Origin of the sequence: Streptomyces boninensis (genome assembly GCF_048572725.1) — a bacterium.
Classification (GTDB): domain Bacteria; phylum Actinomycetota; class Actinomycetes; order Streptomycetales; family Streptomycetaceae; genus Streptomyces; species Streptomyces boninensis.
In genome coordinates, this window is sequence record NZ_CP183837.1 from 9,020,918 (window position 1) to 9,032,957 (window position 12,040).

At 73.2% G+C, this 12,040-nt stretch carries 12 protein-coding genes; 4 read left to right on the forward strand and 8 right to left on the reverse strand.

What is annotated here, in order from left to right; genetic code table 11:
- The first annotated feature begins 17 nt into the window (after positions 1 to 17).
- Complete coding sequence (locus ACNNMR_RS40630) at positions 18 to 494, forward strand: Dps family protein (protein WP_419999753.1); 477 nt, start codon at positions 18 to 20, stop codon at positions 492 to 494.
- 81 nt (positions 495 to 575) lie between these two features.
- Here the strand turns inward: ACNNMR_RS40630 and ACNNMR_RS40635 are convergent, their stop codons facing one another.
- Positions 576 to 1,433 (reverse strand): alpha/beta fold hydrolase, encoded by an 858-nt coding sequence (locus ACNNMR_RS40635; protein ID WP_419999754.1) that lies wholly within the window; start codon positions 1,431 to 1,433, stop codon positions 576 to 578.
- A 104-nt stretch (positions 1,434 to 1,537) separates the two neighbouring features.
- Between ACNNMR_RS40635 and ACNNMR_RS40640 the strand changes: the two genes are divergently transcribed.
- Positions 1,538 to 2,227 (forward strand): winged helix-turn-helix transcriptional regulator, encoded by a 690-nt coding sequence (locus ACNNMR_RS40640; RefSeq protein ID WP_419999755.1) that lies wholly within the window; start codon positions 1,538 to 1,540, stop codon positions 2,225 to 2,227.
- Here ACNNMR_RS40640 and ACNNMR_RS40645 read toward each other — a convergent pair.
- The 7 genes from ACNNMR_RS40645 to ACNNMR_RS40675 all read right to left on the reverse strand — a co-directional run bounded on the left by ACNNMR_RS40645 (position 2,175) and on the right by ACNNMR_RS40675 (position 9,798).
- Positions 2,175 to 3,014, reverse strand: a complete 840-nt coding sequence (locus ACNNMR_RS40645; protein ID WP_419999756.1) for an SRPBCC family protein — start codon at positions 3,012 to 3,014, stop codon at positions 2,175 to 2,177. The genes ACNNMR_RS40640 and ACNNMR_RS40645 overlap by 53 nt on opposite strands.
- Before the next feature lie 7 nt (positions 3,015 to 3,021).
- Positions 3,022 to 4,236: a vWA domain-containing protein gene (locus tag ACNNMR_RS40650; protein WP_419999757.1), complete on the reverse strand. Its 1,215-nt coding sequence runs from the start codon at positions 4,234 to 4,236 to the stop codon at positions 3,022 to 3,024.
- The gene (locus ACNNMR_RS40655; RefSeq protein ID WP_419999758.1) at positions 4,233 to 5,081 is read right to left on the reverse strand and encodes an AAA family ATPase; all 849 of its coding nucleotides are present in this window, start codon (positions 5,079 to 5,081) and stop codon (positions 4,233 to 4,235) included. The genes ACNNMR_RS40650 and ACNNMR_RS40655 overlap by 4 nt, the downstream gene beginning before the upstream one ends.
- The gene (locus ACNNMR_RS40660) at positions 5,078 to 5,923 is read right to left on the reverse strand and encodes an FAD binding domain-containing protein (RefSeq protein WP_419999759.1); all 846 of its coding nucleotides are present in this window, start codon (positions 5,921 to 5,923) and stop codon (positions 5,078 to 5,080) included. Before ACNNMR_RS40660 ends, ACNNMR_RS40655 begins: the two co-directional genes overlap by 4 nt.
- Positions 5,920 to 8,313 carry a xanthine dehydrogenase family protein molybdopterin-binding subunit gene (locus ACNNMR_RS40665; protein ID WP_419999760.1) on the reverse strand — a complete coding sequence of 798 codons (2,394 nt, stop codon included), beginning with the start codon at positions 8,311 to 8,313 and terminating at the stop codon, positions 5,920 to 5,922. Before ACNNMR_RS40665 ends, ACNNMR_RS40660 begins: the two co-directional genes overlap by 4 nt.
- A complete protein-coding gene (locus ACNNMR_RS40670) occupies positions 8,310 to 8,786 on the reverse strand; it encodes a (2Fe-2S)-binding protein (protein ID WP_419999761.1) in 477 nt (158 codons plus the stop codon). Before ACNNMR_RS40670 ends, ACNNMR_RS40665 begins: the two co-directional genes overlap by 4 nt.
- 97 nt (positions 8,787 to 8,883) lie before the next feature.
- Positions 8,884 to 9,798: a CopD family protein gene (locus ACNNMR_RS40675; RefSeq protein ID WP_419999762.1), complete on the reverse strand. Its 915-nt coding sequence runs from the start codon at positions 9,796 to 9,798 to the stop codon at positions 8,884 to 8,886.
- Between the two features lie 347 nt (positions 9,799 to 10,145).
- Here ACNNMR_RS40675 and ACNNMR_RS40680 point away from each other — a divergent pair, with 347 nt between their 5' ends.
- Complete coding sequence (locus ACNNMR_RS40680; protein WP_419999763.1) at positions 10,146 to 10,748, forward strand: hypothetical protein; 603 nt, start codon at positions 10,146 to 10,148, stop codon at positions 10,746 to 10,748.
- 78 nt (positions 10,749 to 10,826) lie between these two features.
- The gene (locus tag ACNNMR_RS40685; RefSeq protein ID WP_419999764.1) at positions 10,827 to 12,017 is read left to right on the forward strand and encodes an alginate lyase family protein; all 1,191 of its coding nucleotides are present in this window, start codon (positions 10,827 to 10,829) and stop codon (positions 12,015 to 12,017) included.
- Positions 12,018 to 12,040: the final 23 nt, after the last annotated feature.

Here is a 12,040-nt window from a genome sequence, read left to right on the forward strand (position 1 = left end):
AAAAGGAGGCGCCGACGATGCGCACGACCATCCTCGAGGGCAAGGACCTCGACGTAACCGGTGAGGCTCTGCAGAGCGCGCTGGTGGATCTCCTCGACCTTTCGCTCCAGGCCAAGCAGGCCCACTGGAACGTCAGCGGCCCGCTCTTCCGCGAGCTGCACCTGCAGCTCGACGAGGTGGTGGAGCTGGCCCGCGAGCACGCCGACACCGTCGCCGAGCGCGCCGCCGCGCTGGGGCAGAGCCCGGACGGCCGGGCCTCGACGCTCGCCGGCTCGCGGCAGGGCCCGGACGTGGGTCCGGGCGAGCTCTCCGACCAGAAGGTGATCGACGACTTCTCCGACCTGCTGGGTCAGACCGCCGCGCGGATGCGCGAGCGCGTGTCGGCCACGGAGACGGCGGATCCGATCACGCAGGACCTCTTCATCGCGGTCACCGCCGACCTCGAGAAGCAGGCCTGGTTCTTCCGGTCGCACCGCATCGGCGGCCGGGGCTGACCCTCGCACGAACGCCGCCGCCGGGAGCCATGCTCTCGGCGGCGGCGTTGTCGTCGTGCCGTCGTCCCGGTGTCCTGGATCTCAGGTGTTTCGCAGAATTTCTGTGGTCACGACGTCCCAGACCTCCGGCGGCGGCATCTGGTGGCCCATGCCCGGCAGTGGCACCAGGCGCGCCCCCGGGATCGCCCGGGCGAGCGCCTCGCCGTGGGGGTACGGGAAGAGCGGGTCTTCGGTGCCGTGCAGGACCAGCGTCGGCACGGTGATCTTGGCGAGCCCGTCCCCGAGTGACTCGCCGCCCTCGAGCTGCCAGTGGTTCTGCGCGGAGGCCATGGACGGGCTGCGGTCGAAGGCGCGGGTGACGATGCGGCGGATCCGGTCCTCGTCTACGGGGATGGCGCCGGAGAAGGCGCGCTCGCCCTTCATGAAGTGCGCGATGACCGACTCGCGGTCCGACCAGTCGGGTCCCTCGTCCCCGCCCTCGGCGAACATCCGCTGCACCGCCTCGGTCGGCGGCGGCAGTTCCGCGCCGCCGGGGCCGCCCGGGCCGTCCGGGGTGGTGGACATGAGCGTCAGCGTGATCACCCGGTCCGGGTGGTGTGCGGCCAGGTGCTGGGCGATGCCGCCGCCCGCCGAGATGCCGACGATGTGCGCCGCCGCGATGCCGAGCGCGTCGAGCACCCCGACGGCGTCGGTGAGCAGCGCCTCGCCTTTGTACGGGGGTGCGCCGGGCGGGAAGGTCGTGGAGCGGCCCGTGTCGCGGGTGTCGTACCGGATCACGCGCCGGCCCCCGGCGGCCAGGCGCTCGCACAACTCGTCGTCCCACCAGTCCATCGAGGCCTCGGCGCCGCCGATGAGCAGCAGCGCGGGGTCGGCGGGGTCGCCGAAGGCCTCGGCGCAGATGTCGATGCCGTTGACGTGCAGCAGCTGCTCGGTGCTCATGGTCGGCTCCCTGTCGGGTGATGGGGCGTGCCACGACCGTACTACGGAAATCGAAGTGCATGCTACTGTTTTCGTAGTGAAATTCTTCGGCGGGAGGAACCGGCATGGCCGAGCGGCGGAGTTACGGGCAGGCGTGCCCGATCGCGCATGCGCTGGACATGATCGGGGAGCGGTGGGCGCTGCTGGTCGTACGCGAACTGCGCCTGGGGGCGCGGCGCTACGCCGATCTGCAGCACGCGCTGCCCGGGATCGGGCCGAGCGTGCTGGCGCAGCGGCTGCGCGACCTCGAGCGGGTCGGGGTGCTGCGCCGCCGCGAGCTGCCGCCGCCCGCGGGGGCGAAGGTGTATGAGCTCACCGAGTGGGGTGCGGAGCTGGAGCCGGTCTTTGCCGCGCTGCGGACGTGGGGGCTGCGGTCGCCGGTGGTGCCGCTGGCGGGGGAGATCAGCGGTGACACGGTGTTTCTCGGGCTGCGGGCGTTTTTCGCCGGGGAGGCGGATCCGGGGTGGTCGGCGACGTACCGGTTCCGGATGGAGCGGGAGGTGTATCGGCTGGAGGTGGCGGGCGGGGAGCTCGTCGATGTGCATCGGGGGGAGCGGGCCGGGGACGGGGAGCCGGATGCCGATGTGGTCACGGACCAGCGGACGTTGCAGGCGGTGCTGGGCGGCGAGCGTCCGCTGGCGGCGGCCGTACGGGACGGGGAGTTGACCGTGGAGGGGGACGAGGGGGCGGTGCGGCGGCTGGTCAGCGGCGCAGGGAAGCCCGGCGGTGGCGGGCTGCTTGCGCGGCCTGTTTGAGCGCGGCTTTCTGGAGGGCGGCCTGAGCGCGGGCTTTGGCGCGAGCCTTGGTACGGGCCTTGCGCAGCGCGGCTTTGCTGCGCGCGGCCTTGCGGAGGGACGCTTTCGCGGCGCGGGTGGCCTGCCGGCGCCGGGATGCGCCGCGCCGCCCGGATGCGTTGCGCCTGCCGGATACGCCTCGCCGCCCGGATGTGCCCCGCCTCCGGCGTGCCGCCCGTAGCGCCAGCGCCAGCAGGCCGAGGCCGGCCGCCATCGCCAGCAGGCGCTTGGCGACCGGGACGCCCGCCGTGCGGAGCGCGTCGATGGGCTCTGCCTCCTCGTCGCTCTCGCCCTCGCCGCCCGGGCTCGTGAGCTCCGACGCGAGGCAGTCCGCGAACTGGCCGATCAGGCGCTCGCCGACCTCCTCCATCACGCCGCGGCCGAATTGGGCGGGCCGACCGGTGATCTTCAGGTCCGTGTCCACGGCCACCGACGTGACGCCGTCCTCCAGATACGCCAGCGTCGACACCACCCTCGCGCGGGCGGTGCCGTGGCCGCGGATCTCCCGGCCGTTGGCGGCCAGCACCATGCGGTGGGTCTTCTCGTCGCGCTCCTCGAAGGTGGCCGTGCCGTGGTACGTCACCGTGACCGGGCCGACCTTCACCTTCACGCCGCCTTTGACCCGCTCGCCGTCGAAGTCCTCGACGCTCGCGCCCGGGAGACAGGGGGCGATGCGCTCGACGTCGGAGAGGAGGTCCCAGGCCTGGTCGATGGGGATCGGGACGTTGAACTCGTGGTGCAGCTCCATGATGCGCTCAGCTCCTGTCTCTGACGAGGGCCGCCAGCTTCTCGAGGGCGGCCAGGCTGTGGCCTTCGGCGAACGCGTCCACGCTCGGCAGCGCGGCGGCCATGCCGGCGGCCAGCGGGGCGTAACCGGGGCGGTACTTGCGGGGGTTGGCCCAGATGACGCGGTGGGCCAGGCGGTGGAGGGCGCGCATCTGCGCGGCGAGCAGGTTGGGGTCGTCGCGCTCCCAGCCGTCGGAGAGGACGACCACGACGGCGCCGCGGGCGAGGCCTCTGCGGCCCCAGCGGTCCAGGAACTCGCGGATCGTCTCGCCCAGGCGCGTACCGCCGCTGAAGTCGGGGATCGCGGCGGCCGCGGCGCGCAGGGCCGTATCCGGGTCGGGGTGGGTGAGGCGGCGGGTCACGCGGGTGAGGCGGGTGCCGATCGTGAACGCCTCGGTGGGGGCGGTGCGGGTGCGGGCCGCGGCGTGCGCGAAGCGGAGGAAGGCGTCGGCGTACGGGGCCATCGAGCCGCTGACGTCGGCGAGGAGGACGACGCGGCGGGGCTTGGCGGCGCGCGTGCGATGGCGCAGTCGCGCCGGTTCGCCGCCGCGGCGGAGGGTCTCGCGGGCGGTGCGATGCGCGTCCACCGGGCCGCGGTGGGAGGCGCGGCGGCGGGCGGTTCTGCGGTCGGGGCCGCGGAGGTCGAGGACAGCGAGGAGGCGGGCCACGTCGGCGAGTTCGGCCGGGGTGAGGTCGGCGAGGTCGCGGTGGCGCAGCACCTCGGCGCGGGAGGCGAGGGCGGGGCGGGGGGAGTCGGGTGGGGTGTCGTCCTGCCGGGCGGCTGGCGCCGGGGCCAGCGCGAGGGCCGGGAGCGGGGCCGCGGTGGGGGGCTGTGGTGATGGCGTGGGGGGCGTTGGGCGGATCTGCGGCGGCTCGCCGGTCGGCGGCGCCGATGCGAGGCGGGGGCGGGCCGCGGGGGCGTGCGGCGGCGCGTGGCCCGAGAAGTGGGAGGCGAAGGCCTCGTCGTAGCGGTCGAGTTCGGCCCTGCTGCCGCAGAGGGTGAGCCGGCCCGCCCAGTAGACGTCGGCGCGTCGCGCCGCGTCGAGGGCGGCGACCGCGGCGAGGAACGCCTGTGTGCGGTCGGGCCCGGCCTGCAGCGACCGCGCGAAACGGACGAGGACGGCGTCCGCTTGCCCACCTTCCGGCGGGCCGGGAGGACGCCCGTCCTCCGCCCCGCCGCTCACGCCCCCAGCTCCTCGCGGAGCGCCTCGCGGGCGGGGTCCAGGTCCTCGTGGTACTTGACCACGGTCCCCAGCGTCGCGACGCCCGTGCCCGGTTCGAGGTCGTCCGCGCCGAGCACCGCCAACGCCTCTGCCCAGTCGATCGTCTCGGCCACCCCCGGCGGCTTGATCAGATCCGCCGCGCGGATCCGCCGTACCGCCGCCGTCACCTGCCGGGCCAGCCGCTCCGAGACGTCCGGCCGGCGACGCCGGACGATCGCCAGCTCGCGGGCGAAGTCCGGGTGGTCGAACCAGTGGTACAGGCAGCGGCGCTTCAGGGCGTCGTGGACTTCTCTGGTGCGGTTCGAGGTGAGTACGACCACCGGGGGAGTCGTCGCCCGTACGGTCCCTAGCTCCGGGATCGTGACCGCGTACTCCGACAGCAGCTCCAGCAGAAACGCCTCGAACTCGTCGTCCGCCCGGTCGATCTCATCGATCAGCAGCACCGCAGGCGCCGTGCGCAGCGCCCGCAGCAGCGGCCGCGTGACCAGGAAGCGTTCGTCGTAGAGGTCCGTATCCGAGTGTCCGGCGCGCAAGTGCAGCAGCTGCCGCGGGAAGTCCCAGTCGTACAGCGCCTGCGTCGCGTCGATGCCCTCGTAGCACTGCAGCCGGATCAGCGGCGCGTCCAGGAGCTCCGCCAGCGCGCCCGCCAGCGAGGTCTTGCCCGCGCCCGGCGCGCCCTCGCAGAAGATCGGACGGTGCAGGGCCAGCGCCAGGTGGCAGGCGGTGGCCAGGCCGTCGTCGGCCAAGTAGCCGGTCGCCGCCAGGCGGGCCCGCAGGTGTGCGGGCCCGCCCGTCGTATCCGTCATGCCGAGTCCGCCGCGGCCAGCACAGCGCGGCGGGTGAGCACCCTCGCGAGGTGCTCGCGGTACTCCGGGCCCGCCGAGAGGTCGGCGGCCGGGCGGGTGCCGTCAGCCGCGTTACGGGCCGCCGCCTCGACCGCATCCGCGGTGGCGTCGGCGCCCGCGAGTGCGGCCTCGGTGGTACGGGCCCGTACCGGCGTCGGCGCCATGTTCGTCAGGGCGATGCGGGCCTCGGCGATGCGACCGTTCTCGCGGCGCACCGCCGCCGCCACGCCGACCACCGCCCAGGCCTGCGCCACCCGGTGGAACTTCTCGTAGTGGCAGCCCCACCCCGTCAGCTTCGGCACCCGGATCTGCGTGAGCAGCTCGTCGGGCGCCAGCGCCGACTGCAGGTAGTCGCGGAAGAACTCCGCCGCCGGGATGGTCCGTTCGGTGGTCACCAGCTCCGCGTCCAGCGCCAGCACGACCGCCGGGAGGTCCCCGGCCGGGTCCGCGTGGGCGAGGGAGCCGCCGATCGTGCCGCGGTGCCGGACCGCCGGGTCGGCGACCGTCGCGGTGGCCTCGGCGAGCAGCGCCGCATGTTCGCGGATCAGCGGATCGCGCATGACGTCGTGGTGCGTCGTCATCGCGCCGATGACGAGCCGTTCCCCGTCGTCGCGTACGCCGCGCAGCTCCTCGATCCGGCCCACGTCCACGACCAGTTCGGGGAACGACAGCCGCAGCCGGAGCATCGGCATCAGGGACTGGCCGCCGGCCAGGACCTTCGTCTCCTCGCCGCCCTGGGACAGCAGCCGGGCCGCGTCGCCGATGCTCTGCGGGCGGGCGTATTCGAATGCGGCCGGGATCATGATGCCGCCTCCTTCGCTCCGGAAGCCCCAGGAGCCCCGGAAGCCGCCCTGATCGCCTGCCACACCCGCTCCGGCGTGCACGGCATCTGGATCTCCGTCACGCCCAGCGGACGCAGCGCGTCCAGCACGGCGTTGACCACGGCCGGGGTCGACGCGATCGTTCCGGCCTCGCCGACGCCCTTCACCCCCAGCGGGTTCGAGGTCGCCGGGGTCTCGGTCCTGTCCGTCGTGAAGTCCGGCAGGTCCGGGGCGGCGGGGACCAGGTAGTCGGCGAGGGTGCCCGAGGTCAGGTTGCCGTCCTCGTCGTAGACGGCCTCCTCGTACAGCGCCTGGGCTATCCCCTGGGCGAGGCCGCCGTGGATCTGGCCGTCGACGATCAGCGGGTTGACGACCTTGCCGACGTCGTCGACGCAGACGTACGACCGGATCTTCACCGCACCTGTCTCGGTGTCCACCTCGACCGCGCACAGATGCGTGCCGTGCGGGAACGAGAACGTGTCCGGGTCGGTCACATGCTCCGCGGACAGCGTCGGCTGCACGCCTTCGGGCAGGTGATGCGAGGTGAAGGCCGCGAAGGCCACCTCCTGGATGGACTTCTGCGCCTCGGGCGAGCCCTTCACGGCGAAGGCGCCGTTACGGAACTCCAGGTCCGCCTCGTTCGCCTCCATCAGATGCGCGGCCACCTGCCGCGCCTTGGCCACGACCCCCTGCGCCGCCTCGTACACCGCGGTCCCGCCGACCACCAGCGACCGCGAGCCGTACGTGTCCAGGCCCACCGGCGCCAGCTTCGTATCGCCGTGCAGCACTTCGACGTCCTCGAAGGGGATGCCGAGGACGTCCGCCGCGATCTGGCTCCAGGCCGTCACATGACCCTGCCCGTGCGGGCTGGTCCCGGTGATCACCTCGGCCTTGCCGGTCGGCAGCATCCGGATGGACGCCGCCTCCCAGCCGCCCGCGCCGCTGCGCATGTCGCGCAGCCAGCGGCTGGGCGCGAGGCCGCACATCTCCGTATACGTCGAGATGCCGATGCCGAGCCGGAAGATGTCGACCTGCTCATTGCGCTTGGCGCGCTCGGCGACGAGCTCGTCGTAGCCGAGGAGGACTTGGGCGCGGTCGGTGGCGGCCTCGTAGTTGCCGCTGTCGTACGTCATGCCGGCGACCGTCGTGTACGGGAACTCCTCGTGCTTGATCCAGTTGCGGCGGCGCAGTTCGAGGGGGTCCTGGCCGAGTTCGGCGGCCAGGTCGTCCATGATGCGCTCGATCGCGTACGTGGCCTCCGGCCGGCCCGCGCCGCGGTAGGCGTCGGTGGGCGTCTGCGTGGTGAAGACGCCCGTGCAGCGGAAGTCGTACGCGTCCATCTTGTAGATCGCCGGGAACATCGTCGCGCCCAGGATCGGGATCGACGGCGTCAGCAGCATCAGGTACGCGCCCATGTCGGCCAGCAGGTCGGCCTTGAGGCCGAGGAGCCTGCCGTCGCGGGTGGCCGCTATCTCGATGTCCTGGACCTGGCCGCGGCCGTGGTGGGTGGCCAGGTTGGCCTCGGAGCGGGACTCCGTCCACTTCACCGGGCGGCCGAGGCGCTTGGCCAGGATGAGGGCGAGGACCTCCTCTCCGTACACCTGCAGCTTGGAGCCGAAGCCGCCGCCGACGTCCGGGGCGATGACGCGCAGCTTGTGCTCCGGGATGCCGGTGGTCACGGCGAGCATGACGCGCAGGATGTGCGGGATCTGGGTGGCGGAGTACAGCGTGTACTCGCCCGCCGCGGCGACCGGCAGCACCACCACGGAGCGCGGCTCCATCGCGGCCGGGATGAGCCGCTGCTGGTGATAGCGGCGGCGCAGCACGACGTCGGCGCTGGCCTTTGCCGCCTCGTAGTCGCCGCAGGGCTGGTGGTACGTATAACAGCGGTTGCTGCCCTTGTCGGCGTGCACCAGGGGCGTGCCGTCGGCGAGGGCGGCTTCGAGGTCGAGGACCGGGTCGAGCGGCTCGTAGTCGACCACGATCGCTTCGAGGGCGTCCGCGGCCGCGTAGCGGTCCCGGGCGACGACGACGGCGACCGGGTCGCCCGCGTAGCGGACCTCGTCCACGGCGACGGGCGGGTGGTCGGGGACCACCGTGTCCTCGGCGGCGGGCCATGCGCAGGGGAGCAGGCCCTGGTCCTCGGCGAGGTCGGCGCCGCTGAACGCGGCGATGACGCCGGGGCGTTCGCGGGCGGCCGAGACGTCCACGCGCTCCAGGCGGGCATGCGCCATGGGGGAGCGGAGGATCGCGAGGTGGAGCATCCCCGGGGCGGAGATGTTGTCGGTCCAGTTGGTCTGGCCCGTGATGAGGCGGGCGTCTTCCTTACGGAGGCGGGCGCGGCCTATTTCGGGCTCTGAGGCGGTGGTCATGGCGTGGCCTCCCGCTGCTCTTCCGCGGCCGCGAGGACGGCCTTGACGATGTTCTGGTAGCCGGTGCAGCGGCAGAGGTTGCCCTCCAGGCCGTGGCGTACTTCCTCGGGGGAAGGGTGCGGGTTCTCGGCCAGCAGGTCGCGGGCGGCCATGATCATGCCCGGGGTGCAGTAGCCGCACTGGAGGGCGTGCTGGTCGTGGAACGCCTTCTGCAGGGGGTGGAGTTCGCCGTCGGTGGCGAGACCCTCCACCGTCGTCACCTCGCCGCCGTCGGCCTGCACGGCGAGTACGGAACAGCTCTTCACGGTCCGCCCGTCGAGCTCGACGGTGCAGGCGCCGCAGTTGCCGGTGTCGCAGCCGACGGGGGTGCCGGTGCGGCCCAGGTGGTCGCGCAGGTAGTGGATGAGGAGGAGGCGCGGCTCTACGTCGTCCTCGTAGGCGGTGCCGTCGACTTTCACCGAGATGCGGGTCATATGTGCCCTCCTGTCGGACGGGCGGGATGTCCGTCATGCGATGTGATGGGTCGCACAATAGGCCGCACTTCGTGAGGTGACGAGGCTCCGCGCGCTGTCAACCTTGGGGCGGAATCGGCAGGTCGGCGGTGATCAAGGGGATCGGGCCCGCGATGAGGAAGAGGGCCAGGCCCACCGCCAGTTGTGCGGCCAGGGTGCGGTGTACGACCAGGCGCACGGTCGGGGACTGTGCCCGCGGCGCGATCGTGTCGCGCGGTTCACCGCGGGAGCGGGAGACGCAGGCGCGGGCCAGGGAGTCCAGGGCCAGGAGGAGGGTCAGGGCTCCGATCTGCGCCAGCAGCAGTTGGCCGTAGCCGGTGGCCAGGAGGGCCGGGGCCTTGCCGATGGACTGCCAGGCCTCCATGTTGAGCGTTGCCATCAGGAGGTGGAGGCAGATCACTCCGGCGGGAGCGAAGCGGCGGGCTGCGGTGAGGGCTTGGGTGGTGTCGCGTTCGGGGATCAGCATCGCTGCCAGGGCTACTGTGCCGCCGAGCCAGACGGCGGTCGCGGCCAGCTGGATTGTTTCCGCCGCGGCGAGCGGCAGGATGAACGGGGCGCCCACCGGGAGTTCGCCCACATACCAGATGCCCGCCGCCGCCACCGCGGTCGCGGCTGTGCCCGCGGTGATGGCGATGCGGTGCGGGAGCCGGGCGTCCGGGTTCGCGAGCGCGCGGCGGGCCAGGAGCCAGGCGGCGCCCAGCGCGAGGAGCAGGCCCGCGCGGGTGCGCACGCCCGCGGGCGAGAGCGGGCCCGGCAGCAGGAGGAGGATCAGACCCGCGGCCCAGCCCGCGGCCAGTCCGATGCCGAGGACCCGGCGCAGCGCCACCGCCGACGGGCCGTCGGGGCGGCACACGCCGGCGCACACCGCGGCGCCGGTCACCACCACGAGCCCGGCCAGGGCGGTCCAGCGCAGCATCGCGTAGACGGCCGTCGCGCCGGGGGCGGCGGCCAGTAATCCGCTGATCTCGTGCATGTCCGCATCCGTGCCCGGGGGCGGCCGGGGCAGCCGGGGCGGTCCGTAAACCCATCCGATGGTGTGGCGGCGGGCCCGTAGCGGACGGGTGTGCGAAGCATCCCTCCCACGTCGGGCGGGAAATCTTGCCCTGACCAAGGTGGGTGAGTCCGGATCCCCGCCTGCGCAGCGACGCCCGGCACGCACGCTCGCCGCACGGCGCCGCAGGACAGGTGGCTCCGCCACATGACCAGCGACGCCGCACGCCGATCGCACGCACCGGACGCCGCTGCGCCGCGCTTCGCGCGACGACGGGGATCCGGACTCACCCACCTGGGACGCCGATCGGCTGGAAGGAGTACGGGCACATGGGTGGCGGAACGGATGCGCCGGCGGCGCCCCCGATGGTCGCGTTGATGGTGCAGCTGGCGTTGCTCGGGGTCTTCTGGTGGGTGCTGGCGCTGCATTTGCTGCGGCTGCTCGCGGTGCCGCTGCTCAGCGACGCGCACCCCGTCGACGACGGGGCCCGGGCGGGGATGGCGGCCGCGCTCGTCTACCTGCTGTTTCCCGGGACGCCCGCGGCCGCGCACCGGCCGCTCGCGCTCGTCTTCGGGGCCGCCGCGGTGGCGCTCACCGCGTCGATGGCGCTGCGGGCCCGGCGCCGCAGGGCGTTCCGGCCGCATGAGCTGCTGCTGCTCAGCGGCAATGCCGCGATGGCGCTGATGCTCGCCGGCGGCGCTACGCTCGGGCCGCCCGCCGCGCTGATCACGGCGGTGTGTCTGGGAGCGGCGAGCTGGCCGCTGGTACGGCCCGTACTGGAGGCGCCGGGGACCGGCCGGCACCGGCGCGGTCCGGAGCCGGAGGACGCGCGCCCCGAGCTGGTGAAGCGGCAGCGGCGGCTGCTGGTCACGGCCCCGCAGATCGGGTCGGTGGCGATGACGTTGGGGATGACCTGGCTGCTGATCCAATGACGCCTTCGGGCGTCAGCCCATGACCGCTTCGGCCCAGCAGAATCTGCGGACCTCGCGCAGCCGGACGAGAGTGGCCGCATGGTGCTACTCCGCAGGGCCTTCCTGATGCCCCTGATTCTCGCGCTGCTCACCGCAATCACGGGCCAGCAGGCGCTCGCCGCGAGCGCCCGCCCCCGGCCCGCCCCCGGCGGGCGCTTCAACCACCCCGGCGTCCTGGAGAACCGCGACCAGCTCGCCCTCATGCGGCAGCAGGTCACGGCAGGCGCCCAGCCCTGGAAGTCCGCGTTCGTCGAGATGCGCAGCAGCCGGTACGGGTCGCTGGCGTACCAGACACACCCGCGGGCCAACGTCCAGTGCCCCTTCGACGCCAAGCCGGGCCACGGCTGCACCGAGGAGCGCGAGGACGCCATCGCCGCGTACACCCAGGCGCTGCTGTGGAACGCCACCGGCAAGCGGGCGCACGCCGAGAAGGCGATGCAGATCATGGACGCCTGGTCGGGGAAGCTGAAGAAGCACACCGACGACAACGCCCCGCTGCAGACCGCCTGGGCGGGCGCGTCGTGGGCGAAGGCCGGCGAGCTGATCAAGTACACGTACCCGCGCTGGCCGAAGCAGCGCCGCTTCGACCGGATGCTGCGCGACATCTACCTGCCGATGGTGCAGCGCAAGGCCCCGCAGAACGGCAACTGGGACCTGGCCATGACCGACGCCGCGATCGGCATCGCCGTCTTCCTCGACGACCGCGAGGCCTTCGACAAGGCGGTCAGCCGCTTCCGCGCCCGGGTGCCCGCGTACTTCTACCTGGCCTCCGACGGCCGCCAGCCGGTCGAGCCGCCGGACACCGGCGTGCACGGCCGCAAGCAGCTGGTGAACTTCTGGTTCAAGCAGCCGCGCTTCGTCAGCGGCATCGCCCAGGAGACCTGCCGCAACTTCATGCACATCGGTTACGCCATCGCCGCCACCTCGCACATCGCGGAGACGGCCTGGCACCAGGGCGTCGACCTGTACGGCGAGCAGCGCGACCGGCTGCGGGCCGCGATGGAGTTCCACGCCAAGTACCAGAACGGCGCGAAGGCGCCGAAGTGGCTCTGCGGCGGAAAGGTCACCCGCAACATGGGCGACGACTCCGAGGTCGGCTACCACCACCTCGCGGACCGGCTAGGGCTCCCCATGCCGCACACCGCGAAGCTGATCGCGAAGCAGCGCCCGGCGGGCACGGACGACCTGTTCGTCTCCTGGGAGACCCTCACCCACGCGAGCGGCCGCTGACCGTGCCCTGACCGTTCCGGCCG